We start from the raw sequence: 22,094 nt of genomic DNA, 5'->3' as shown, positions 1-22,094 counted from the left end.
TCAGATCTTCGGCACGGGCCGCCCCCACGTCAACCGTCCGGTCGATGGCGCCCTCACCGATCCCGTACGGGCTCCGGGCTATCGTCGGAGCGTGTCGGTGCTGGTACTCCTGCTGTCGGTGGGCGCCGCCTGCTGCCTGGGCTTCGGATTCGTCTTCCAGCAGGACGCCGCCCGCCGCGCGCCCCTGAACGATTTCCTGTCGCCCCGGCTGCTGCTCGACCTGATGCGGGTGCCGAGCTGGCTGGCCGGAATCGGCCTGATGGTCTGCGGCATGGTGCTGGGCGCCCTGGCACTGGGCCAGGGCGAGGTGTCGGTCGTGGAGCCGCTGCTGGCGACCAACCTGCTCTTCGCGATGGGCCTGTCGCGGCACCGCACGGGCCAGCCGCTGGGCCGGCAGGGCTGGGGAGGCCTCTGCCTGCTGGCGGGCGGCGTCACCGCGTTCCTGCTGGCCGGCGAACCGCGCGGCGGGCAGGCGGTGACCTCGCCGCTGCGCCACTGGCTGGTGATCGGGATCGTCGCCGGGATCGCGCTGTTCCTGACCGCCTGCGCCAGGCACCCCCGGACCCGCGGGACCCCCGTCCTGCTGGGTCTGGCGGCGGGACTGCTCTACGGGCTCCAGGACGGGCTGACCAGGGTCAGCGGACAGCGGCTGACCACGGACGGCTGGGCGGCGCTGATGACGTCCTGGCAGCCGTACGCCGTCCTCGTCCTGGGGGTGACCGGGCTCCTGCTGGTCCAGAGCGCGTTCGAGGCGGGACCCCTGCGGATGTCCCTCCCCGCGCTGACCGCCGCGCAGCCGCTGGCGGGCATCGTCTGCGGCATCGGCTTCCTGGGCGACCAGGTGCGCACCGACACGGGCGCCCTGGCGTGGGAGGCCGTGGGGCTGGCGGCGATCGTGACCGGGATCGTGCTGCTGGGGCTGCATCCGGCGATGCCGGAGGGCAAGGAGCGGCACGGCTCCACGGCCGCCGACCGGTTGATGTTGGATGGTCCCCATGAATCCGGCTGACGAGATCCTGGACATCGTCGACGAGAACGACGAGGTCGTCGGGCAGGCGCCGCGCGGCGAGGCGACCGCGCGCGGTCTGCGCCACCGCTGTGTCTTCATCGAGGCCAGGGACACGGCGGGACGGCTGTTCGTGCACCGCAGGACGGCCGCCAAGCTGGTCTTCCCCTCGCACTACGACATGTTCGTCGGCGGGGTCGTGGGCGCGGGCGAGTCGTACGCCGAGGCGGCGCTGCGTGAGGCCGGGGAGGAACTGGGCGTCGTGGGCCTGCCCCGCCCCACCCCCCTGTTCCGGTACCTCTACGAGGGCCCCGGGCACAGCTGGTGGTCGTACGTCTACGAGGTGCGCTGCGAGCTGCCCGTGCGGCCCCAGGCGGAGGAGGTCGCCTGGCACACCTTCCTGACCGACGCCGAGCTGGAAGCCCAGCTGGACGGCAGGACCTGGGTGCCGGACGGCCTGGAGACCTACCACCGGCTGCGGGCGTTCCGGGCCGGCGGCGGGGCCGCCGGGTGAGCGGGTTCCTGCGGGGACTGCGGCTCTGGTTCGCCCCCGAGCGGGTCCGCGAGGAGGGCGACACCCCGGACTACCGCTTCTCCCTCGCCAACGAGCGCACCTTCCTGGCCTGGATCCGGACGGCTCTCGCACTGATCGCCGGCGGTTTCGCCGTGGACCAGTTCCTGCCCGGCCTGGCCTGGGGCATCCGTGCCGGGCTGGCCCTCGGGCTGCTGGCGGCCGGCGTGCTCTGCGCGCTGCGGGCGGTCAACCACTGGGTGCGCTGCGAGCGCGCGATGCGGCGCGGCGAGGACCTGCCGGTGTCGCGCTTCCCCGCGGTGCTCAGCCTCGTGGTCGCCTTGGTCGCGGTCGCGATGGTGGTGGTGGTCCTGTTCGGCTGGGAGGGCAGGTGACCACCGCGGGGCGTGATCCCGGCCTCCAGCCGGAACGCACCCGGCTGGCCTGGCGCCGCACCACCCTGGCGTGCACGGTGGTGGCGCTGCTCGCGGTGCGGCAGGCGCTGCACGGCGGGGCGACCGGGACGGCCGTGCTCGCGGTGGCCCTGAGCCTGCTGGCCTGGCTCGGTTTCCTCGTGGTGGCGCACCGCCGGATCGTGCGGATGGGGACGGCGCGGCCCGCGCCGCTGTCGCCGCGCCACGCCCTGGCGGCGGCGGGGTGCACGGTCGCGCTCGCGGTGTTCGCCGTCGCGACGCTCTTCTGACCGGCCCGGCGGTTCAGTCCTCCCAGGGCACGGCGACGACGATCTTGCCGCGGGTACGCCCCTCCTCGTTGAGCCGGTAGGCGTCGGCGGCCCGCTCCAGCGGGAAGACCCGGTCCACGTGGACGGAGACGATGCCCTGCTCGGCGAGCTGGGCGAGGTGGGCGAGGTCCGCGGCGTCGGGCCGGACGAAGGCGTAGTGCCCGCCGTAGGAGAACACCTCGCCGTCGGTGATGGACGCGAGCCGGCCGCCGGGCGCCAGGGTCTCGGCGGAGACGCGGAGGGCCTCGCCGCCGACGGTGTCGAACGCGGCGTCGAAGCCGTCGGGGGCGAGGGCCCGGAGCCGGGCGGCCAGCCCGTCGCCGTACTCCACGGGTTCGCCGCCGAGCCGGCGTACGTAGTCGTGGTTGCGGGGGCCCGCCGTGCCGACGACCCGGCAGCCGGCGTGCCGGGCGAGCTGGACGGCGAGCGAGCCGACGCCTCCGGCCGCCGCGTGGACGAGCACGGTCTCGCCCTCCCCGACCTTCAGGACGCGGTGCAGCACCTGGTGCGCGGTGAGGCCGCAGAGCGGAAGGCCCGCCGCCTCCTCGAAGCTGAGGCTGAGCGGCTTGCGGGCGAGGGTGCGCACGGGCGCGGCGACGTACTCGGCGAAGGTTCCGCGTGAGAGGAAGTCCTCGCGCACGTAGCCGATGACCTCGTCGCCCACCGCGAACTCGTCCACGGCGGCGCCGGGCTGGACGACGACGCCGGAGACGTCCCAGCCCGGGATGACGGGGAACACGGCTTCCAGCGCCGACCGGAGGTAGCCCTCGCGGGCCTTCACGTCGACGGGGTTCACGGCGGCGGCCCGCACCTTCACCAGGACCGAGTCCGGTCCGACCGTGGGGTCGGGCCGCTCGCCGTACTCCAGTACGTCGGCCGAGCCGTACCTGCTGTAGCTGATCGCCTTCATCTTCCGACGATCAGGGCGTGCCGGGGCCCCCGCAACTCAGGCCGCGCCCCGCCCTCCGGCGTACGGTCGGGCCGGGGGCGGGGGCGGGGCCAGGGCCGGGGCCGGGGGCGGGGAGCCGGAGATCACTTCTCGGATTCCGGGCGGACACTGGACGACATACCGACTGGTCGGCATCATGGTCCCGACCGTTCAACCGCCCCGGAGGTGCGCCCCATGAGCCCAGTCCACCCGCCAGGTCTCGACCTCGACCTGCTGCGCGGCCATCTCGACCGTGAGCGGCCGGGGCTGGTGAAGGGGCCTCTGGACGCCCGGGTGATCGAGGGCGGCCGTTCGAACCTCACCTACGTGGTCACCGACGGGTCCGGCCAGTGGGTCGTACGCCGGCCGCCGCTGGGCCATGTGCTCGCCACCGCGCACGACATGAAGCGCGAGCACCGGGTGATCAGCGCCCTCCACCCGACCGCGGTCCCGGTGCCGGAGACCCTGCTGCTCTGCGAGGACGACACGGTCGTCGGCGCACCCTTCTACGTCATGGAGTACGTCGAGGGGACCCCGTACCGCACCGCCGAGCAGCTCGCCCCGCTCGGCGCCGAGCGCACCAGGGCCGTCGTCCTGGGGCTCGTGGACACCCTGGTGGACCTGCACGCCGTCGATCCGGCGGCCGTCGGCCTCGGCGACTTCGGGCACCCGGAGGGGTTCCTGGACCGGCAGCTGCGGCGCTGGGGCAAGCAGCTGGACGCCTCCCGCAACCGTGAGCTGGCCGGCATCGACGAACTGCACGCCGCGCTCGGCCGGGAGCTCCCCGCCTCCCCGGCGCCGGCCGTCGTGCACGGCGACTACCGGCTGGACAACGCGCTGATCGGCCGGGACGACCGGATCGAGGCGGTGCTGGACTGGGAGATGTCCACGCTCGGCGACCCGCTGACCGATCTGGGCCTGCTCGTGATGTACAGCTCCGACCTGGACCTGCCCGAGTCACCCGTCTCCACCACCAGCGGTGCGGCGGGCCACCCCTCACCGGCCGAGCTGATCGAGCGCTACGCCGCACGCTCCGGCCGCGACACCTCCGCCATCTCCTGGTACACGGCCTTCGCGTGGTTCAAGCTCGCCGTGATCCTCGAGGGCATCCACTACCGCTACACCCTGGGCCGGACCGTCGGCGCGGGCTTCGACCGCATCGGCGACCTGGTCCCCGTCTTCATCGCGCACGGCCTCACCACCCTCCAGGAAGGCTGATCACCCCGTGGACTTCGCATTCGACGCCCGTACCGAAGAGCTGCGCTCCAGGCTGCTCGCGTTCATGGACGAGCACGTCCACCCCGCCGAGGAGGTCGCCGAGGAGCAGCGCGCCCTCCTGGCCTCCCCCTGGGACACCCCGCGGATCGTGGAGGACCTGAAGGCGGAGGCGCGCCGGCAGGGTCTGTGGAACCTGTTCCTGCCGGACAAGGAGTACGGGGCCGGGCTCACGAACCTCCAGTACGCCCCGCTGGCCGAGATCACCGGCCGCAGCCCGCACCTGGCCCCGACGGCGCTGAACTGCGCGGCCCCGGACACCGGGAACATGGAGGTGCTCTCCCAGTTCGGCTCCGAGGCCCAGAAGAAGCAGTGGCTGGAGCCGCTGCTGGCCGGAACGATCCGTTCGGCGTTCGCGATGACCGAGCCCGACGTGGCGTCGTCGGACGCGACGAACATCGAGACGCGGATCACCCGGGACGGTGACGACTACGTCATCAACGGGCGCAAGTGGTACATCTCGGGGGCCATGAACCCGGACTGCGCCGTCTTCATCGTGATGGGCAAGACGGACCCGGACGGCGAGGACATCCGCCGCCAGCAGTCCATGATCCTCGTCCCGCGTGACACCCCGGGTCTCGAAGTCCGGCGCGCGATGCGGGTGTACGGCTACGAGGACCACTCGCACGGCGGCCACGCCGAGGTCGCCCTCACCGACGTACGGGTACCGGTCTCGCATCTGATCGGCGAGGAGGGCGGTGGCTTCGCCATCGCGCAGGCGCGGCTGGGCCCGGGCCGGATCCACCACTGCATGCGGCTGATCGGCATGGCCGAGCGCGCGATCGAGCTGATGTGCAGGCGTGCGGTGTCCCGTACGGCGTTCGGCAAGCCGCTGGCGCAGCAGGGCGTCGTGCAGAACTGGATCGCGGACGCCCGGGTGACGGTGGAGCAGCTGCGGCTGCTGGTGCTGAAGACGGCCTGGCTGATGGACACGGTCGGCAACCGCGGCGCGCACACCGAGATCCAGTCGATCAAGATCGCGACCCCGCGCGCGGTCTGCGACATCCTCGACCGAGCGGTGCAGCTGTACGGCGCCGGAGGTGTCGGCCAGGACTTCCCGCTGGCCGAACTCTGGGCCTCGGCGCGGACGCTGCGGCTGGCGGACGGGCCGGACGAGGTGCACCAGCGGTCGCTGGCGCGGCGCGAGATCAAGAAGTACCTCTGAGCCCGGTGCGGGGAGGCGCCCGGGTGGCGCCTCCCCGGCGGGGTCAGAAGGTGAGCTGCCAGCTGTCGATGTAGCCGGTGTCCTGCGCGGCGACGTCCCGCACCTGGAGCTTCCAGGTGCCGTTGGCCGTCCTGGCGGACGCGTCGACCGCGTAGGTCGCGATCACGTTGTCGGCCGAGTCGCCGCTGCTGGAGTTCTTCAGGCGGTACGCGGTCCCGTCGGGCGCGAGCAGGTCGACGACGAGGTCACCGCGGTAGGTGTGCTTGATGTCGACGCCGACCTTGAGGGCCGAAGGGGCGTTGCCCGTACGGCCGGTGACGGAGATCGACGAGGTCACGGCGGCTCCGTTGTCGGGCACGGCGACGTCGGCGGTGTTGCTGAACACCGTGCCGGCCGGCGGGGTGACCGTCCCCGCCGACAGGGTCCAGACGGCGTACGCGAGGGCGTCGCTGTTGCGGTCCAGGGCCGTGTCGTTGATGTTCGCCGTGGTGTCGCACGAGGAGTGGTAGCAGCGGTCGAAGGCCTGGCCGGCGGTCCCGCCCCACTTCTGGGCCTGGGCGGCGGTCTTCGTGTAGTCCGCGCCGGAGAACAGTCCGCCCACGGGGACGCCCGCGTTCTTGAACGGGGCGTGGTCCGAGCGGCCGTCGCCCTCGGTCTCTATCTCGGTAGGTATCGACAGGCCGGCGTAGTAGTCCTTGAAGGTCTGCTCGATGACCGGGTCGTCGTCGTAGACGAAGTAACCGGGGTTCGGCGAGCCGATCATGTCGAAGTTGAGGTAGCCGGCGAGCTTGGAACGCTCCGCTGCGGCCAGGCTGTTGACGTAGTACTTCGAGCCGACGAGCCCCAGCTCCTCGGCGCCCCACCAGGCGAACCGCAGGTGCTTGTCCGGTGCGAGCTGGGCCCGGGAGACGGCGAGCGCGGTCTCCAGCACGGCGGCCGATCCGGAGCCGTTGTCGTTGATGCCGGCGCCGGAGGTCACCGAGTCGAGGTGGGACCCGGCCATGAGGACCCGGTTCGGGTCGCCGCCGGGCCAGTCGGCGATCAGGTTGTAGCCGGTGGCTCCGCCGGAGGTGAACTGCTGGAGGGCCGTGGTGTATCCGGCCGCGTCCAGCTTGGCCTTCACGTAGTCGACGGACGCCTTGTAACCGGTCCGCCCGTGCGCCCGGTTGCCGCCGTTGGCGGTGGCGATCGACTGGAGCTGGGTGAGGTGCGCCTTGACGTTGGCGAGCGGGATGTCGGGCGCCGCCGCGACGGCCTCGGGCGCGGCCTGGGCGGCCGGGGCCGCGGTCGTCAGCAGCGCGGCGACGGCGAGCGCGGCCAGGGGAAGGGATCTGAGACGGGCGAGGTTCATCGGGGCTCCGGATTCCGTTCGGGGACTGACGGAACGTGCGGGGGGTCCCCGGGCGTGCACGACCGGGGCCTGGAGCTGGTGGTGCGCGGCGCGCCCCCGATGCTCAATCAATGACCGCGTACCGTCAAGAGCGGGATTCGGACAGCCCTGTCCGTTAGTCGGACACATGAAAGGCGTGCGGTTCCGCCGCCGGGCGGACGGCGAGGGGCACTGTCACAGGGCTCTCGCCGGGAAGCGGGAGACGGGGGCCGGGGCACCGGCGGCCCGGTCCGGCAGGTGTCCGCGCGCCCGGGCGGAGGCCGTGGGCACGAACGGACCGCGGGATGCCTCCAGGGTCGCGGGCGGATCACCGCACCGGCCGTCCGCCCCGCGTCCGACGGGCCGCCCCGGAGGCCCTCACCGGGCAGGCCGTGGGCGCCTCGCCGCGCCGCTCCGGGCACGCCGGGGCGGAGCCGGCCGCCGTAGGGCCGGGGATCTCAGGGGCGCAGGGCCCTCAGCAGCAGGTCGGCGAGGTGGTCGGCGACCTCCTGCTGGCTGAGCGGGCCGTCCGGGCTGTACCAGGTGGACAGGTGGTGGACCGAGCCGAAGTGGTAGTCGACGACGAGGTCGGCCGGGGTGGCGGTGGAGAAGACCCCGGCCCGCTGCCCCTCCTCGACCAGGGCCCGGAAGCGCTCGTGGTAGCGGCGGCGCTCGATGCGTACCTGCTTGTTCTTCTCCGGGCTCAGGTGGTGCATGGAGCGGAAGAAGATCGAGGCGTCGTCGAGGTTCTCGATGGTCGTGACGACGACGTCCGCCGCCGCGTCACGCAGCCGCCGCTCGATCGGCGCCTCGGCGTTCGCGAAGGCGTCGAGGCGCTCCTGCTGGAGTCGCAGCACCCGTGCGTAGACCTCCTGGAGGAGGTCCTCCTTGGAACCGAAGTAGTGGTAGAGCGCCCCCTTGGTGACACCCGCCGCCTCGACGATCTCCTGCACGGAGGTGCGGTCGTAGCCGCGCTCCGCGAAGAGCCGGGTGGCGGCGGCCAGCAGCCTCTGGGGGACGGGCGCACCGTTCCCGTCCGTCGCCTTGGCCATGGCCGCCACCTGTCCTCTCGTACCGCGCGTGAACTGTTCTACCGGGGGGAACGCAGTTCCCGCCTCAGGATCTTCCCACTCGCTGTCTTCGGGAGTTCGGCCAGGATCTCGACTTCGCGCGGGTACTTGTACGCGGCCAGCCGTTCCTTGCAGTACGCGCTGAGCTCGCCCGGTTCCGTCTCCGCGCCGGGCCGCAGGCTGACGTAGGCCCGGACGGTCTCCCCCCGGTAGGCGTCGGGGACGCCGACGACGGCCGCCTCGCGGACCGCCGGGTGGGTGTGGAGGACGTCCTCGACCTCGCGGGGCCAGACCTTGAAGCCCGACGCGTTGATCATGTCCTTCTTGCGGTCCACGACGTAGAGCCAGCCCGCCGCGTCCATGAAGCCGATGTCCCCGGTGCGCAGTTCCCCGTCGGGGAAGGCGGCCTCCGTGGCCTCGGGCAGGTTCCAGTAGCCGGGGACGACCTGCGGTCCGCGTACGGCGATCTCGCCCTGCTCGCCGAAGGGGACGTCGCCGCCGTTCTCGTCGATGATCCTGACCACCGTGTCGGGCCCGGGGACGCCGACGGACAGGGTTCCGGAGACGGGGTCGACGGGCGCCTCGTGCTCGGGCGGCACGGAGGCGCAGGGCGCGGTGCACTCGGTGAGCCCGTAGCCGTTGCGGAGGTAGGGGCCGAAGCCGTCGCGGAACCTCTCCACCAGCGCGGGCGGCAGCGGCGCGCCGCCGGAGGAGATGACCTCGAAGGAGGCGAAGTGCTCCCGGGTGGCGTCCGGGTGGGCGGCGAGCGCCATGAAGGCGGTCGAGGGGCCCACCGTGTACGCGGGGCGGTGCTCGGCGAAGGCGTCCAGGACGACACCCGCCTCGAAGCGGTAGGCGAGGACCAGGGTCCCGGCGTTGGCCGTGCAGGCGGCGAACTGGCAGACCATGCCGGTGATGTGGAAGAGCGGCGCGAGCGCGAAGTAGACCGAGCCCTCCCCGATGGGGTGGCCGGTCCGCTGCCGCTCGGCGTTGACCATGATGTTGCCGTGGGAGTTCATGGCCCCCTTGGGGGTGCCGCTGGTCCCGGAGGTGTAGCTGATCAGCGCGGTGTCCGCGGCGGTGAGTTCCCGTCCGCCGGGGGCGGCGAGGCCGCGGCGGGCCACGGCCACCAGGTCGGAGGCCAGGTCGTCGGCGCCGGGGGCGGGGAGCCGCTCGAAGCCGAGCACGCGCGGGTCGTCGGCCGTCTGGAGGTCGAGCTCGCAGGCCGTGACGGCGATCCGCACGCTCGGGGCGGCCCCGGCGGCGGCCCGCAGGTGGGACGCCCAGGCCCGGTCCGAGCAGATCAGGGCGGTGACCTCCGCGTCCTTCAGTACGTGGCCGACCTCGCCGGACCGGTACATCGGGTTGAGCGGGACGACGGTCGCACCGGCCTTCCAGGCCCCCAGCAGGGCGAGCACGAAGTGCGGGGTGTTCTGGAGCATGATCGCGACCCGGTCGCCGCGCCGCAGCCCCTCGGCGGCGAGGTGTCCCGCCACGGAGTCGGACAGCTCGTCGGTCTCGCGGTAGCTGAGGCGGCCGTCGAAGTAGGCGAGCGCGGTGTGGTCGGGGGCCCGCCCGACAGCCGCGCGGAAGGCGTGCACCACCGTCTCGGCGGGGTGGACGGGGGCCAGCTGGGCCGCGCTGAGCAGGGCCGTCCAGGGCTTCGCCGCGTAGATCGAACCGCTCATGCGCCGGTCTCCTCCCACTTCCGCTGCAAACGGTTCATGCTGCCGATCCAGTGGTCGGGGTCCTCGGCACGGGCGCGGTAGTAGCCGGCCACCTCGGGGTGCGGCAGGACGAGGAAACGATCCTGCTCCATGGCGTCGAACAGGGCGTCCGCGACGGCGTCCGGCTCGATCGCGGTGGGGGCGAGCACGAGGTCGCCCGCCGAGCCGGCCGCCGTGAGCATGTCGGTGCGCACACCCTGGGGGCAGATGGTGTGCACCTTGATCCCCCGGTGCCGGTAGGTCAGCGACAGCCACTCGGCGAAGGCCACCGCGCCGTGCTTGGTGACGCTGTACGGAGCGGCGCCGATCATCGTCAGCAGACCGGCCGCCGACGCCGTGGAGACGAAGCGCCCGCCGCCGCGCTCCAGCCAGTCGGGCAGCAGCGCCTTCGCCGCGCGGACGTGCGCCATCACGTTGACGTCCCAGGCCGCGGCCCAGACGTCCTCGTCGGCGAACGCGTCCCCGCCCGAGGCGAGGCCGGCGTTGGCGCAGTACACGTCCACGGTCCCGCCGAGCGCGTCGCGGGCGGCGTCCACGATGCCGGAGGCGTCGCCGGCCACGACGGTGCCGCCGATCTCCTCGGCCAGCGCCGCGACCCGGCCGGCGTCGAGGTCGTTGACGACGACCCGCGCGCCCTCCGCGGCGAATCTGCGGGCCAGAGCGGCCCCGATACCGCCTCCGGCCCCGGTCACCACTACGCCAGCGCCCTGCACCGCACTCATCGGTCCCGCCTCTCTCAGCCGTCTTCCCGGCAGACTAACCAGTCGGTATGTGATCGGGGAAGGGGTTCGGGGCAGGACTGGGAATCTGCCCCGTCATGGCCGTTCCGTGTGGCCCGCACCCGCGCTAGCGTGCGTGACCATGACAGTCGGAGCGATCATGGAGGTAGCGCGATGACCCTGTCCAGGCGTGGTTTGCTGGCTGCCGGCGGTGCGGTGGGGGCGCTCGCGACGACCGCCGCGGGACCGGGGAGCGCCGTCGCCGCGGGCCCGGCGCACGGGGCCGGCCGCCCCCGGGTCCGCACCGGTTTCGACCGGCTGGCCGCCGACGGGTACCGGCTGCTCGCCGGGCAGAAGGTGGGCGTCGTCACCAACCCGACCGGGATCACCTCCGACGTCCGGCACATCGTCGACGTGATGCACCCCGACGGCCGGGTGGACCTGACCGCCGTCTTCGGCCCGGAGCACGGCTTCCGGGGGACGGCCCAGGCGGGCGGCTCGGAGGGCCGGTACGACGACCCCGCGACCGGGCTGCCGGTCTACGACACGTATCTGAAGAGCGGGCAGCCGCTGGCCGACGTCTTCACGGCCTCCGGTGTGGACACCGTGGTCTTCGACATCCAGGACGCCGGGGCCCGGTTCTACACGTACATCTGGACCCTGTACGACTGCATGGAGGCGGCGGCGCTCGCGGGCAAGCGCTTCGTCGTGCTGGACCGGCCGAATCCGGTCACCGGCAGGGCGGCCCTGGGGCCCGTCCTCGATCCGGCGTTCGCGTCGTTCGTGGGGCGCCGGGAGATCTCCCAGGCACACGGGATGACGGTGGCGGAACTGGCGCTGCTCTTCGACGGGGAGTTCCTCGCGGACCGCCCCGTGGAGCTGGACGTCGTGAAGATGTCCGGATGGCGGCGTGCGGACTTCTTCGACGCGACGGGCCTGCCGTGGGTACCTCCGAGCCCCAACATGCCGACGCCGGAGACCGCGCTGGTCTACTCCGGGACCTGTCTGTTCGAAGGGACGAACCTCTCCGAGGGCCGGGGCACGACGCGTCCCTTCGAACTGCTGGGCGCGGAGGGCATCGACCACCGGTGGGCGGAGGCCGCGAACGCCCTGGACCTGCCGGGTGTCGCCTTCCGCGAGGCGTACTTCGCGCCGACGTTCTCCAAGTTCGAGGGCAAGACGGTCGGCGGGGTCCAGGTGCACGTCCAGGACCGGGAGGCGTTCGACCCCGTACGCACCGGGATCGCGCTGCTGGTCACGGCGAAGCGCACGTGGAGCGGCTTCGCGTGGCGGGCGGACAACGCGATCGACCGGCTCTCGGGCAGCACCCGGGTGCGCACGATGATCGACGCGGGAGCGGACACGGACGAGGTGGTGGGGGCCTGGGCGGCCGGCCTCGCCGCGTTCCGGAAGGTGCGCGAGGAGTACCTGCTGTACCGGTGAGGGCCCGTCACGCGCTGGGCCGCCGTACGGGCCGGGGGAACCCGGCCCGCACGGCGGCCGCGGACTCAGCGGTGCGAGGCGAACTCCACGACCTGCTGGTACGTCGGCCGGTTCTGCCAGTGGATCGACTTCTGCGAGATCCCGCCCAGCGGGCGGTGGATGATCGCGTCGGTGCACCACTGCTCACCGGCCTTGCAGCTGTCGTCACCCGGGTAGACCGTGGCCGCCGGTACGGCCGCCGCGTCCTTCAGGGTGCTGAGCAGCGCCGAGCGGCAGGCGCTCAGGTCGCCGTTGCCGCAGTACGTCTTCGCCAGCGGGCCCTTGACGGGCTCTCCGAGGACCTGGCGCAGGTCCTTGTCGGCGAAGCCCCACCAGCCGTACTGGAACGCGGAGCCGCTGTGCGCCCCGCTCGGCCCGTGGCTGGCCGCCGGTGACTCGTCGGTGGCCAGGTTCGCCGTCAGCGCCGTGTAGAGGCCGTCGCCCAGGCCGGGACGGAACTCCGCCTCGATGAGCTTCGGCCACCACGCGTCCATGATCCGTACCGCGTCGGCGTGCGTGTACGTACGGGATCCCGCGCTGGTCTCCTTGCGCTGGGCCCCTGCCGCCCGCCACGCGTCGAGCTGCTGGACCACCGTGTTGAGGGCCGGGTCGGTGACCGGCTGGGAGCGCAGCACCTTCAGGAGCTCGGGCAGCAGCTGCTCACCGCGCAGGTCGGTGAGGGCGGCCTCCTCCATGGCACGGGTGAGGGAGGCGCGGGTCACCCCGCCCGCCGCCACCAGGGCGGAGACCCGCTGGTCGAGCAGGTCGCCGCGGTGCACCGCGCCGAAGCCGAACGCGGCGGTGGAGTAGTCCTTGGCCTGCCGGTTGTTCCAGGAGATGTAGTAGTCCTGGCCGCTGGAGCGCGGGTGCTCGGCGAACGGCGTGTAGTCGGTGGTGTTGGCCACCGGGTCGTAGCCCCGCCACAGGTAGGCCTTCTCGGCCTTGACGGGCAGCGCGGCGTCCACCCCGGCCGCGCGGACCGGGTTCATGCCGCTGTTGTAGAAGGCCGTGGTCCGCGAGTCGGCGTAGAACCAGTTGAAGGCGTAGTCGATGTGGCTCGCCGCCTGCTGGAAGGAGGCCGCGTCCGTCACGTACGCCGGGTCGTTGAACATCTGGAAGCCGATGATCGAGTCGGCCTCGTGCCGGTAGGTGGTGCGCAGCGAGGTGTACGCCACCGGCTTGCCGCCCACGGTGGCGCGGTGGGTGACGATGCCGTAGGCGGTGCGCCAGACCTGCATCCGGTACGAGCCCTTGGCGGTGGAGTCGGCGACGGTGGGCTTCCAGGAGTTGGTGCGCTCCAGCTTCTCCATGGCCGTGCAGACGCCGTCGGCGCGGTAGTACGTGGAGTCCTTGGTGGGCGCTGATCCGTCGGGCCGGCAGAGCTCGACGGCGTAGGTGTCGGTGATGTCCTGGGCCGCGGAGGTCGCGCTCCACGCGTAGTCCTGGCCCCGGCCCATCTGGACGTACATGCCGACGCCCGCGAAGGAGACGCCCCGGGCGCTGATGCCGGGGCCCTGGAGCTCCTGGAGCATCATCAGCTGGGGGGCGAAGTAGCCGGTCTGGGGCCCCATGACGGCGATCGGGTTGCCGCTCGCGGTGTGCTTCCCGGACACCAGGAGGGCGTTGGACATCCCGCGCTTCTGGGCGCCGTCGCCCGAACCGGGCAGCGCCCCCTCGGGGATCACGCCGTCGTCGAACATGCCCTGGAGGGGGGCGAGGGCGGCCGGGGCCTTCACGGGTGCCTTCACGCCGGTGCCCGCCGAGCCGGTGCGGTCGTGGATCAGCGGTTCGGGGGTGACGGATCCCGCGTCGGGGAGGGCGGTGCCGCGGGCGTTGTCGGGCTTGCCCGCGTACGGGAAGGAGGTGCCGTCGTGGACGGTGAGGACGGCCTCGGGGTCGTTGCGCTGGCGGAAGGACTCCCAGACCCGGGTGCCCTCCGTGACGCCGTACTTCTGCTGGGCGGCCAGCAGGGAGAGCGCGGCCTGGACCTCACCGCCGCCTCCCCCGCCGAACTGGCCGCCGACGACCGAGGCGATCGAGATCAGGTCGGTCAGCTTGAACGGCTGGATCTCACCCACGTTGGTGATGGAGTCGATCTTGCCGGTGAGGACGTACTCCCCCGGGAAGTAGCGGCCGTTCTTGGACTTCTCCCGGTAGGAGTTGATGCCGTCGACGTAGGCCTGCGCGTCGGCCATCGCCTGCTCACCGCGCGCGCCCTCGGTGGTCCTGATCCATTCGACCTGGGCCTCCAGGTCGGCCTCGGTGTACGGGGCCTGCGGCCAGAACTGCTGCTCCAGCCCCTGGTTGGCGAGCGCTCCCCCGGCGAAGGAGGTCAGCTCGCCGCGCCCGATGTGCCGGAAGAGGTCCATCAGCCACAGCCGGTCCTGTCCGGCGGCGAAGCCGGCGCCGAACTCGGTGCCGTAGCGGGTGGTGCCGTTGATGTGCGGGACGCCGCTCTTCTTGTCCCGGGTGATCGTGACGTCCTCGCGCGGTTTCGTCACGGACTCGATCTGGTCGGCGGCGACCCCGAAGGAGGCGTCGTTGAAGAAGTCGGTCAGTTTCTGGTCGGTGAGGCCCGTATGGCCCGCGACCAGACCGCTGTAGCGGTCGAGTTGGTCGTCGCTGTGCGCGGGATGGGTGCCGAACGCCTTGTTGCCGAGGATCTCGACGAGCGTCGCGTTGCCGTTCTCACCGGGCGGCAGGATGTCCGCGCACCGGCTTCCGCAGTGGTCGGTGACGGCGAGCGGCTTCGGTTCCGCCGCCCCGGCGCTGGGCACCGTGGCGAGCAGGGACGTACCGAGGGCGAGGACGGCCGCGACTGTGGCGGCTCTGAGCGTGCGGGTGCGAGGGGGCATGCGTGCTCCTCCGGGTGGCCGATGCGCCGGAGGTTACTGGCGGTAGGCCCACTCGGTAAGATGAACATCAGTCACTTTTTCCGAATCGCCACATGCCGGCACACGGCCCCGCGTCGACCGTCTCGGTCCGTGGACGCGTTTCACCCTTGGATGGAGCCGAACCGGGCAGTCGTACGTCCATCCCTTGACGCCGAAGAACGAGCGACGGAGGTGGCAGTGCCATGGCCGGTTTCCGGAGTCTTGCGAGACAGGTCCGCGACCCGCGGGGTGATCTGGCTTTGCGGCGGTATTCGCTGCGCAAATGCCTGGAACGGTTCGCCCCCTACGGTCACCGGGCGACCTGGGACCATCTGTGCGCCCGGCACGGGATCGAGCCCGAGGACCGGGCCCCGGACCCGGCGCGCCTGACCCGCGCGCTGGAGGAGCTGGAGGAGGCGCGGGCCGTCTGGCTCGCGTACGAGACGGGCTTCGCCGAACGGCGGCGCCGCGAGAAGCACGACGGGCTGCGCAGGCCCGGCACGTTCGACGACTGGCACCGGCGGACCTGGGGCGGGAACGGGATCGCGCACTGCGAGGATCCCGGGGTGCACCCCAGCGCGCCGCTGGCCGAGGTCCTGGGCCGGCTGATCGCCGCCCTGGGCACGAAGCCCGGCGCCGCCTGCCCGGTCTGCACCGGGACCGGGATCGTCTGGCGGCAGGACCTGGACCGCGAACCGTGGGCGGGGCCGGTCTGCACGGGCTGCGGGATCCTGGTCCCCCGGCCCGTCCTGACGGCGGGGGCGCTGAGCAGGGCCCGGGGAACACGGACGAGGGACCTGACCGCGTCGGCCGCCTGAGGGTGCGGAGGATCACCGGGCCGTCGGGCCACGGAGGTCACGGAGGTCACAGGAGGAAGCGTCACGGGAGGAACCTGGAGCACGGGAGGAACCGGCCGGGGCCGGGGCGCGCTCAGGAGCGGTCGGCCGCGCCCCGCTCGGGCATCAGACGCGACCCGGTCAGCCGGTCACCGAAGACGTCGTCCGGGTTGGACAGCACACAGGTCTCCAGCGACAGGCACCCGCAGCCGATGCAGTCGGTGAGGTGGTCACGCAGCCGCCCCAGCTGAGTGATGCGCTCGTCCAGCTCGGAACGCCAGGCGCGGGAGAGCCTGGCCCAGTCCTCGCGGTTCGGCGTGCGCTCCTCCGGAAGCTCGGCCAGCGCCTCCCTGACGGTGGCGAGCGGTATGCCCACCCGTTGCGCGGCCCGGACGAAGGCCACCCGGCGCAGCGCGTCCCTGGTGTAACGGCGCTGGTTGCCGCTGGTGCGACTGCTGCTGATCAGCCCCTTGGACTCGTAGAAGTGCAGGGCCGACACCGCGGCACCACTACGGGCGGAGAGCTGGCCGACGGTGAGTTCTTGGCATGACTGCGGGATCTGCGGCACTCCTCAGACCCTAATGGCCGCACCCCTGCCCGCGCCGCCACTTCGGCGACCGACCGGTCCGTCGTTGACAGGGGCGCGCGGTCCACCCATGCTGAGCAAGCGCTTAGACATCGCCCTGGAGGGGCGGCCGACAGCCGGAAGGCAGGGACCACGAACATGGCAGAGCCGAAAATCTTCACGTCCGCACAGGAGCTGCGGGACGGGGTGGGCCAGGAGCTCGGTCACAGCGATTGGCTGGAGATCGAACAGCAGAGGATCGACCGGTTCGCGGAGGCCACCGGTGACCACCAGTGGATCCATGTGGACCCGGAGCGCGCCGCGGCCGGCCCCTTCGGTACGACGATCGCGCACGGCTATCTGACGCTGTCGCTGCTGCCGGTGCTGGTCCCGCAGATCCTCCAGGTCGAGAACACGAAGATGGGCATCAACTACGGGACCAACAAGGTCCGCTTCCCCTCACCGGTCCCGGTGGGCTCGCGGCTGCGGGCCACGGCCGTGCTGAAGAGCGTCGAGGAGGCGGGCGGCGGGGTCCAGGTGACCGCCCTCGTCACCGTCGAGCGCGAGGGCGGCGACAAGCCGGCCTGCGTCGCGGAGTCGGTGTCGCGCTACTACTTCTGAACCACGGCGCCGCCCCGGTCGGCGTCCCGCGCGCCGGGCGGCTCCCCGCGCGGATCGGGGTGCGCCGAGGACGCCCGGTGCGCCCCGGACGGGGCAGGGTGCGCGGGGCGGCGGCATCACGTCCGGCCGCGCGGGGTACTCAGCTTCACGTCCGGCCGCACGGGGCGGCAGCGTCACGTCCCGCCGCACGGGGTACTCAGCTTCACGTCCGGCCGCACGGGGCCGCCCCGGCATCAGGTCCGCGTACGTGAGGTGCCCGGCGACTCTGCCGGTACGGGCGCCGAGCGTCGGACCCGGGGCGACAGGACGCCTGCTTCACTCCCAGGACGAGGCGGGCACCCCCCGTCACCCCCAGGACGGCAGGGCACCCGGCATCAGCCCCGGAACAACAGGACACCCCACGTCACCCCCGGAACAGCAGGGCACCCCGCGTCACTTCTGGGCGCCCACCATGCGCAGGACCAGGTCGGCGTAGAGGGTGCCGACCTCCTCGGGTGTCCGGCTGCCCTGGGCGTTGAACCAGCGCGCCACGTCGATGCACAGGGACAGCACGGCCAGCGTGGTGCCCGGGACGTCGGGGACGTCGAACTCGCCCGCGCGTACGCCCTCGCCGATGATCCGGCGCACCACGGCGTCGGTCTTCCGGCGCAGGGCCACGATCTCGGCGCGGTGCTCGTCGCCGAGGGCTTCCAGTTCGTACTGCACCACGCGTGCCGTGGTGTGGCGCTCGGCGTGCCAGCGGACGAAGGACCGCACGGCGTCGGCGAGCCTCTCGGAGGCGGTGCCACCGCTGTCGGCGGCCGTCTCCAGGAGGCGCAGGGCCCGGTCGTGACCGATCCTGCTGATCCGGTGGAGCAGCTCTTCCTTCGTCTTGTAGTGGATGTAGAGCGCGGCGGGACTCATCCCGGCCCGGCCGGCGATGTCACGGGTGGTGGTCGCGTGGTAGCCACGCTCGGCGAACGCCTCGACGGCGGCGACGAGCAGTCGCCGGGCCGCCTCGGGCGTCACCTCGCTCCACGGCGTGTCCTCGCCGTCGGTCTCCTGCGCCGTGCTCATCGCCACATGCCCCTTTCCGCTGGCAGGACGAACACCATACCGCGAACCTGAGCAAGCGCTTAGAGCGTGCCCATGGGCCGGAATCGTCAGAGCTTCGGGAAGGGGTCGTGCTCGGCGAGCATCTTCTCCAGCCTGGCCTGGTCGACCCGGCTGACGATCTGCCCCGCCTCCTGCCGGTCCCTGATGACCTTGGCGAGGGTGAAGCAGGAGGTGACGAGATAGAGGACGCCTATGGCGAGGAAGGCCCGCACCCAGGGGTCGGCGTCGAGGAAGAAGATACCGAGGGCCACCGCGCCCATCGCCAGGCCGAAGGAGAGGACGGCCTGTCCGTAGAAGGCGGCGGTGCCCTGCTGCTTGATCGTCGTGTCACTCATGCCGCTCAGCATCCGGCGCGGTGGTGTACGCCGCCATCCGCCGCCGTACTCATCCGATACCCGGAGCGGCAGGGCCCGCGAGGCCCTGCCGCTCCGGACACGGGGTGGCTCAGAAGGCGGAGACCCCCGTCAGCGCGCGGCCGATGATGAGCTTCTGGATCTGGCTGGTGCCCTCGTACAGGGTCATCACGCGGGCGTCCCTGACCAGCTTGCCGACGGGGTACTCGTCTATGTAGCCGTAGCCGCCGAAGACCTGGAGCGCATTGTTGGCCGCGCGGACGGCGGCCTCGGACGCGAAGAGCTTGGCCGTGGAGGCGGCAGTGGCGAAGTCCTGGCCCCGGTCGACGAGGTCGGCGACGCGCCAGGTCAGCATGCGGGCGGCGTCGACGTCCACGGAGATGTCGCTGATGAGTTCCTGCACGAGCTGGTAGCCCGCGATGGGCCTGCCGAACTGTTCGCGCTCGCCCGCGTAGCGCACGGCGGCGTCCAGGGCGGCCTGCGCGATGCCCACACAGCCGGCGGCCACCGACATCCGCCCCTTGGCCAGGGCGGACATGGCGACGGAGAAGCCCTTGCCCTCGGGGCCCAGGAGGGTGGCGGCGGGGACGCGGACGTCCTCCAGGACCAGCTCGGCCGTGGCCTGGCCGCGCAGCCCGAGCTTGCCGTGGACGGTGCGCCGGGTGAGGCCGGGGGCGTCGGCCGGCACCAGGAAGGCGGAGACGCCCCGGTGCCCGGGGGCGTCCCCGGTCCGCGCGAACAGCAGGACGACATCGGCCCAGGTCCCGTTGGTGATGAACATCTTAGAGCCGTTGATGACGTAGTCGTCGCCGTCCCGCACCGCCCGGGTGGTCAGGCTCCCCGCGTCGGAGCCGGTGCCGGGCTCGGTGAGGCCGAAGCAGCCGATCGCCTCACCCGCGGTGAGCCGCGGCAGCCACTGCCGCTTCTGGTCCTCGCTGCCCCAGGAGGCGATCGTCTTGGCGACGAGACCGAGCGAGACGGACACGATGCCGCGCACCGAGGAGTCACCGCGGCCGAGCTCCTCGGTCACCAGGCAGTACGCGAGGTGGTCCCCGCCGGAGCCGCCGTACTCCTCCGGGATCGTGAGGCCCAGGAAGCCCAGGGCACCCAGCTTCTTCACGATCGACTTGTCGACACTCTCGGCACGGTCCCACTCGACGACGTGCGGGGTGATCTCCCGCGCGACGAAGTCCTCGGCGAGCTGCCGTACGGCATCCTGCTCCTCGCTCAGCTCCAGGTTCATCCTGCGACACCCCACTTTTAATTAGCACTGCTAGTTTTCTGTGCGCAGGCCCTACTATGTGCCGCATGGCCCGACCGCGCAAGCCCCTCCTCAGCAGAGACCGCATCGTCGAGGCGGCGGGCGCGCTCGTCGACGCGGAGGGGCTGGACGCCGTCTCGACCCGCCGTCTCGCCGCCGGGCTGGGCGTGAGCGGGCCCTCGCTCTACAACCACTTCCGGAACAAGGACGAGATCCTCGACGCGGTCGCCGACTCCGTGTCCGCACAGGTCGACCTGTCGATGTTCGAGGAGGACGATCCCCGGGACTGGCCCGCCGCCCTGCACGACTGGGCCGTCTCCTACCGCGCGGCGCTCGCCGCCCACCCGCACATCGTCCCGGTGCTCGCGCGCGGGCCGGGCCGCCGTCCCGCCGGGCTGCGGGTCGCCGACGCGGTCTTCGGCGCCATGGTCAGGGCCGGCTGGCCACCCGCCCAGGCGACGTACATCGGCGCGCTGATGCGCTACTTCATCACCGGTTCGGCCCTCGGCTCCTTCGCCCGCGGATTCGTCGACGACGAGACGGCGTACGACCCCGCCGACTACCCCCACCTCGGCCAGGCCCACCTGCTGGCCGACCGCCGCCAGCAGGTCGACGAGGGTGCCTTCGAGACCGGGCTGCGCGCCCTGCTGGACGGCCTCGCGCTCCAGTACGAGCAGACGGTCACGGGCCGCACGGTACGGCGCGCGCCGAACGGTGGCTGACGCATGCTGGGCGTATGACCCGTAGGACACGGCACGACCCGGCGGCGCCCGGGCTCGCCGCACTGGCGACCCTGCTCGCCGACGAGACCCGCGCCTCCTTCTGCCTGGCCCTGCTCGACGGCCGGGCCTGGACCGCCGGTGAGCTGGCCCGGGGCGCCGGGGTGGCTCCCTCGACCGCCAGCGAGCACCTGGGCAAGCTGGTCGCGGGCGGACTGCTGGCCGAGGAGCGCCAGGGCCGCCACCGCTACCTGCGGCTCGCCGACGACGGGATCGCGCGGCTGGTCGAGGAGTTGGCGGCGCACGCCTACCCCGGCACGCGCACGCCCCCGCGCACACTGGGCGAGGCGAGTCTCCGGCACGCGCTGGCCCGGGGGCGCACGTGTTACGACCATCTCGCGGGGCGGCTCGGCACCGGCATCACCGACGCGATGACCGGACGCGGACTCCTGCGCCAGAACGCGGGGTTCGCGCTGACCGAGGACGGTCTGGAGTGGTTCGGCGCGCTCGGCATCCCCCTCGCCACCACCTCGCGCAGGCCCCTGGCGCGCGGCTGCCTGGACTGGACCGAGCGGCGGCAGCACCTGGCCGGCGCCTCGGGTGCCGCGCTGTGCCGCCACGTGCTGGAGGCCGGCTGGTGCGAACGGGTCGGCACGGGGAGGGCGGTCCGGGCGACGCCCGCCGGACGGCGTGCGCTGTCCCGGCACCTCGGGCTCGACACGGCGTCCCTCGACACGGCCTGACCGTTCGGCGGGTACCGAAGCGTTCCCGTCCTAACGTCGTGCCATGACGACGCCTCCGACGGCGCGCCCCGCCGCGCCCGCCACCCCCGCACGCGACTGGCGCGCCCCGGCCGCCGCCTGCACCACGGTCATCCTCTGGGCCTCCGCCTTCGTCTCCATCCGCAGCGCCGGCGAGGCGTACTCGCCGGGAGCCCTCGCGCTGGGCCGGCTCCTCGCCGGCACGCTGACGCTCGGTGTGATCCTGCTCGTGCGCCGCGAGGGGCTGCCGTCGCGGGCCGCGTGGCCGGGCATCGCCGGCTCCGGGCTGCTCTGGTTCGGCCTCTACATGGTGGTCCTCAACTGGGCCGAACAGCAGGTCGACGCCGGTACGGCCGCCATGATCGTGAACATCGGACCGATCCTGATGGCGCTGCTGGGCGCGAAGCTGCTCGGGGAGGGGCTGCCCCGCCGTCTGCTGACGGGCATGACGGTCTCGTTCGCGGGTGCCGTCGTCGTCGGCCTCTCGATGTCCGGCCGCGGGGACTCCTCGGCACTCGGCGTGCTCCTGTGCCTGGTGGCGGCGCTGTCGTACGCGGGCGGGGTGGTCGCCCAGAAGCCCGCGCTGCGGCACGGGTCCCCGCTCCAGATCACCACGTTCGGCTGCCTGACCGGTACGGTCGCCTGTCTGCCGTTCAGCGGGGTGCTGGTCTCCGAAGCTGCCGCCGCCCCGCTGCCGGCCACGCTGAACATGGTCTACCTCGGGGTGTTCCCGACGGCGCTGGCCTTCACCACGTGGGCCTACGCGCTGGCACGCACCACGGCAGGCCGCATGGGCGCGACGACGTACGCGGTGCCCGCGATGGTGGTGCTGATGTCCTGGCTGCTGCTCGACGAGGTGCCCGCGCCGCTCACCGTCACCGGGGGGCTGCTCTGCCTGGCCGGGGTCGCGGTCTCACGCACCCGGGCGCGCGGCCGTCGTACGGACGGCGGCCCGGCGGTGGCGGAGGCCGGGCAGGTGACGGGCGACCGGCCCTGAGAGGACCGGCCCCGGGAAG

At 72.6% G+C, this 22,094-nt stretch carries 22 protein-coding genes; 12 read left to right on the top strand and 10 right to left on the bottom strand.

From position 1 onward, the window contains the following. The first annotated feature begins 91 nt into the window (after nucleotides 1-91). From ACFVS9_RS21420 to ACFVS9_RS21405, 4 genes are read left to right on the top strand one after another with little or no spacing between them, the layout of a single operon-like run. Nucleotides 92-1,009 carry a DMT family transporter gene (locus ACFVS9_RS21420; protein WP_383114090.1) on the top strand — a complete coding sequence of 306 codons (918 nt, stop codon included), beginning with the start codon at nucleotides 92-94 and terminating at the stop codon, nucleotides 1,007-1,009. Then, nucleotides 996-1,520 (top strand): NUDIX hydrolase, encoded by a 525-nt coding sequence (locus tag ACFVS9_RS21415; protein ID WP_389934510.1) that lies wholly within the window; start codon nucleotides 996-998, stop codon nucleotides 1,518-1,520. Before ACFVS9_RS21420 ends, ACFVS9_RS21415 begins: the two co-directional genes overlap by 14 nt. Beyond that, on the top strand, nucleotides 1,517-1,912 hold the full coding sequence (locus ACFVS9_RS21410) for a YidH family protein (RefSeq protein ID WP_389934507.1): 396 nt from the start codon (nucleotides 1,517-1,519) through the stop codon (nucleotides 1,910-1,912). Before ACFVS9_RS21415 ends, ACFVS9_RS21410 begins: the two co-directional genes overlap by 4 nt. Next, nucleotides 1,909-2,220 carry a DUF202 domain-containing protein gene (locus tag ACFVS9_RS21405; RefSeq protein WP_389934504.1) on the top strand — a complete coding sequence of 104 codons (312 nt, stop codon included), beginning with the start codon at nucleotides 1,909-1,911 and terminating at the stop codon, nucleotides 2,218-2,220. The genes ACFVS9_RS21410 and ACFVS9_RS21405 overlap by 4 nt, the downstream gene beginning before the upstream one ends. A 13-nt stretch (nucleotides 2,221-2,233) precedes the next feature. Here the strand turns inward: ACFVS9_RS21405 and ACFVS9_RS21400 are convergent, their stop codons facing one another. After that, on the bottom strand, nucleotides 2,234-3,169 hold the full coding sequence (locus tag ACFVS9_RS21400; protein ID WP_383114094.1) for an NADP-dependent oxidoreductase: 936 nt from the start codon (nucleotides 3,167-3,169) through the stop codon (nucleotides 2,234-2,236). A gap of 213 nt (nucleotides 3,170-3,382) precedes the next feature. Here ACFVS9_RS21400 and ACFVS9_RS21395 point away from each other — a divergent pair, with 213 nt between their 5' ends. Further along, a complete protein-coding gene (locus ACFVS9_RS21395; protein ID WP_389934500.1) occupies nucleotides 3,383-4,405 on the top strand; it encodes a phosphotransferase family protein in 1,023 nt (340 codons plus the stop codon). A gap of 7 nt (nucleotides 4,406-4,412) precedes the next feature. Then, entirely contained in the window at nucleotides 4,413-5,627 is a 1,215-nt protein-coding gene (locus ACFVS9_RS21390) for an acyl-CoA dehydrogenase family protein (RefSeq protein WP_389934497.1), read from the top strand. A 43-nt stretch (nucleotides 5,628-5,670) separates the two neighbouring features. On the opposite strand, the gene ACFVS9_RS21385 is transcribed toward ACFVS9_RS21390, so the two are convergent. From ACFVS9_RS21385 to ACFVS9_RS21370, 4 genes are all read right to left on the bottom strand, one after another. Next, nucleotides 5,671-6,978: a M28 family metallopeptidase gene (locus ACFVS9_RS21385; RefSeq protein WP_389934493.1), complete on the bottom strand. Its 1,308-nt coding sequence runs from the start codon at nucleotides 6,976-6,978 to the stop codon at nucleotides 5,671-5,673. A gap of 476 nt (nucleotides 6,979-7,454) precedes the next feature. Continuing rightward, complete coding sequence (locus tag ACFVS9_RS21380) at nucleotides 7,455-8,048, bottom strand: TetR/AcrR family transcriptional regulator (protein ID WP_383114098.1); 594 nt, start codon at nucleotides 8,046-8,048, stop codon at nucleotides 7,455-7,457. Nucleotides 8,049-8,086: 38 nt separating this feature from the next. Further along, nucleotides 8,087-9,754, bottom strand: coding sequence for a class I adenylate-forming enzyme family protein (locus ACFVS9_RS21375; protein WP_389934490.1), 1,668 nt, complete (start codon nucleotides 9,752-9,754; stop codon nucleotides 8,087-8,089). Then, entirely contained in the window at nucleotides 9,751-10,515 is a 765-nt protein-coding gene (locus ACFVS9_RS21370) for an SDR family oxidoreductase (RefSeq protein ID WP_389934488.1), read from the bottom strand. Before ACFVS9_RS21370 ends, ACFVS9_RS21375 begins: the two co-directional genes overlap by 4 nt. Nucleotides 10,516-10,686: 171 nt before the next feature. On the opposite strand from ACFVS9_RS21370, the gene ACFVS9_RS21365 reads away from it, so the two are divergent. Beyond that, the gene (locus ACFVS9_RS21365) at nucleotides 10,687-11,955 is read left to right on the top strand and encodes an exo-beta-N-acetylmuramidase NamZ domain-containing protein (RefSeq protein WP_389934485.1); all 1,269 of its coding nucleotides are present in this window, start codon (nucleotides 10,687-10,689) and stop codon (nucleotides 11,953-11,955) included. 65 nt (nucleotides 11,956-12,020) lie between these two features. Here the strand turns inward: ACFVS9_RS21365 and ACFVS9_RS21360 are convergent, their stop codons facing one another. Further along, nucleotides 12,021-14,849 (bottom strand): penicillin acylase family protein, encoded by a 2,829-nt coding sequence (locus ACFVS9_RS21360; RefSeq protein WP_383114102.1) that lies wholly within the window; start codon nucleotides 14,847-14,849, stop codon nucleotides 12,021-12,023. Between the two features lie 221 nt (nucleotides 14,850-15,070). On the opposite strand from ACFVS9_RS21360, the gene ACFVS9_RS21355 reads away from it, so the two are divergent. Continuing rightward, nucleotides 15,071-15,685: a hypothetical protein gene (locus ACFVS9_RS21355; protein WP_383114103.1), complete on the top strand. Its 615-nt coding sequence runs from the start codon at nucleotides 15,071-15,073 to the stop codon at nucleotides 15,683-15,685. A 112-nt stretch (nucleotides 15,686-15,797) separates the two neighbouring features. Here ACFVS9_RS21355 and soxR read toward each other — a convergent pair whose 3' ends face one another. Next, on the bottom strand, nucleotides 15,798-16,271 hold the full coding sequence (soxR, locus tag ACFVS9_RS21350) for a redox-sensitive transcriptional activator SoxR (protein WP_383114104.1): 474 nt from the start codon (nucleotides 16,269-16,271) through the stop codon (nucleotides 15,798-15,800). Nucleotides 16,272-16,427: 156 nt separating this feature from the next. Here soxR and ACFVS9_RS21345 point away from each other — a divergent pair, with 156 nt between their 5' ends. Further along, nucleotides 16,428-16,889 (top strand): MaoC family dehydratase, encoded by a 462-nt coding sequence (locus ACFVS9_RS21345; protein WP_383114105.1) that lies wholly within the window; start codon nucleotides 16,428-16,430, stop codon nucleotides 16,887-16,889. Between the two features lie 432 nt (nucleotides 16,890-17,321). Here the strand turns inward: ACFVS9_RS21345 and ACFVS9_RS21340 are convergent, their stop codons facing one another. The 3 genes from ACFVS9_RS21340 to ACFVS9_RS21330 all read right to left on the bottom strand — a co-directional run bounded on the left by ACFVS9_RS21340 (nucleotide 17,322) and on the right by ACFVS9_RS21330 (nucleotide 19,580). Beyond that, nucleotides 17,322-17,945 (bottom strand): TetR/AcrR family transcriptional regulator, encoded by a 624-nt coding sequence (locus ACFVS9_RS21340; RefSeq protein ID WP_383114106.1) that lies wholly within the window; start codon nucleotides 17,943-17,945, stop codon nucleotides 17,322-17,324. A gap of 86 nt (nucleotides 17,946-18,031) precedes the next feature. Next, nucleotides 18,032-18,319, bottom strand: coding sequence for a YiaA/YiaB family inner membrane protein (locus tag ACFVS9_RS21335; RefSeq protein ID WP_383114107.1), 288 nt, complete (start codon nucleotides 18,317-18,319; stop codon nucleotides 18,032-18,034). 109 nt (nucleotides 18,320-18,428) lie between these two features. Further along, entirely contained in the window at nucleotides 18,429-19,580 is a 1,152-nt protein-coding gene (locus ACFVS9_RS21330; RefSeq protein ID WP_389934480.1) for an acyl-CoA dehydrogenase family protein, read from the bottom strand. Nucleotides 19,581-19,645: 65 nt separating this feature from the next. Between ACFVS9_RS21330 and ACFVS9_RS21325 the strand changes: the two genes are divergently transcribed. The 3 genes from ACFVS9_RS21325 to ACFVS9_RS21315 are packed head-to-tail and all read left to right on the top strand — an operon-like array spanning nucleotide 19,646 to nucleotide 22,075. Continuing rightward, on the top strand, nucleotides 19,646-20,320 hold the full coding sequence (locus ACFVS9_RS21325; RefSeq protein WP_383114109.1) for a TetR/AcrR family transcriptional regulator: 675 nt from the start codon (nucleotides 19,646-19,648) through the stop codon (nucleotides 20,318-20,320). 14 nt (nucleotides 20,321-20,334) lie between these two features. Then, the gene (locus tag ACFVS9_RS21320) at nucleotides 20,335-21,060 is read left to right on the top strand and encodes an ArsR/SmtB family transcription factor (RefSeq protein ID WP_389934477.1); all 726 of its coding nucleotides are present in this window, start codon (nucleotides 20,335-20,337) and stop codon (nucleotides 21,058-21,060) included. Between the two features lie 43 nt (nucleotides 21,061-21,103). After that, on the top strand, nucleotides 21,104-22,075 hold the full coding sequence (locus ACFVS9_RS21315; RefSeq protein WP_389934474.1) for a DMT family transporter: 972 nt from the start codon (nucleotides 21,104-21,106) through the stop codon (nucleotides 22,073-22,075). The last annotated feature ends 19 nt before the right edge of the window (nucleotides 22,076-22,094 follow it).

It is taken from the genome of Streptomyces sp. NPDC058008, assembly GCF_042886395.1.
GTDB lineage: Bacteria > Actinomycetota > Actinomycetes > Streptomycetales > Streptomycetaceae > Streptomyces.
This window is presented reverse-complemented; position numbering and strand designations above follow the sequence as displayed.

Excerpts from the sequence above, each read along its gene's own strand:
- ACFVS9_RS21335 (WP_383114107.1), bottom strand. The coding sequence starts at position 18,319 with ATGAGTGACACGACGATCAAGCAGCAGGGCACCGCCGCCTTCTACGGA.
- ACFVS9_RS21415 (WP_389934510.1), top strand. The coding sequence starts at position 996 with ATGAATCCGGCTGACGAGATCCTGGACATCGTCGACGAGAACGACGAG.
- ACFVS9_RS21320 (WP_389934477.1), top strand. The coding sequence starts at position 20,335 with ATGACCCGTAGGACACGGCACGACCCGGCGGCGCCCGGGCTCGCCGCA.
- ACFVS9_RS21345 (WP_383114105.1), top strand. The coding sequence starts at position 16,428 with ATGGCAGAGCCGAAAATCTTCACGTCCGCACAGGAGCTGCGGGACGGG.
- ACFVS9_RS21330 (WP_389934480.1), bottom strand. The coding sequence starts at position 19,580 with ATGAACCTGGAGCTGAGCGAGGAGCAGGATGCCGTACGGCAGCTCGCC.
- ACFVS9_RS21355 (WP_383114103.1), top strand. The coding sequence starts at position 15,071 with ATGGCCGGTTTCCGGAGTCTTGCGAGACAGGTCCGCGACCCGCGGGGT.
- ACFVS9_RS21315 (WP_389934474.1), top strand. The coding sequence starts at position 21,104 with ATGACGACGCCTCCGACGGCGCGCCCCGCCGCGCCCGCCACCCCCGCA.
- ACFVS9_RS21365 (WP_389934485.1), top strand. The coding sequence starts at position 10,687 with ATGACCCTGTCCAGGCGTGGTTTGCTGGCTGCCGGCGGTGCGGTGGGG.
- ACFVS9_RS21375 (WP_389934490.1), bottom strand. The coding sequence starts at position 9,754 with ATGAGCGGTTCGATCTACGCGGCGAAGCCCTGGACGGCCCTGCTCAGC.
- ACFVS9_RS21395 (WP_389934500.1), top strand. The coding sequence starts at position 3,383 with ATGAGCCCAGTCCACCCGCCAGGTCTCGACCTCGACCTGCTGCGCGGC.
- ACFVS9_RS21340 (WP_383114106.1), bottom strand. The coding sequence starts at position 17,945 with ATGAGCACGGCGCAGGAGACCGACGGCGAGGACACGCCGTGGAGCGAG.
- ACFVS9_RS21380 (WP_383114098.1), bottom strand. The coding sequence starts at position 8,048 with ATGGCCAAGGCGACGGACGGGAACGGTGCGCCCGTCCCCCAGAGGCTG.
- ACFVS9_RS21385 (WP_389934493.1), bottom strand. The coding sequence starts at position 6,978 with ATGAACCTCGCCCGTCTCAGATCCCTTCCCCTGGCCGCGCTCGCCGTC.
- ACFVS9_RS21325 (WP_383114109.1), top strand. The coding sequence starts at position 19,646 with ATGGCCCGACCGCGCAAGCCCCTCCTCAGCAGAGACCGCATCGTCGAG.
- ACFVS9_RS21370 (WP_389934488.1), bottom strand. The coding sequence starts at position 10,515 with ATGAGTGCGGTGCAGGGCGCTGGCGTAGTGGTGACCGGGGCCGGAGGC.
- ACFVS9_RS21400 (WP_383114094.1), bottom strand. The coding sequence starts at position 3,169 with ATGAAGGCGATCAGCTACAGCAGGTACGGCTCGGCCGACGTACTGGAG.
- ACFVS9_RS21360 (WP_383114102.1), bottom strand. The coding sequence starts at position 14,849 with ATGCCCCCTCGCACCCGCACGCTCAGAGCCGCCACAGTCGCGGCCGTC.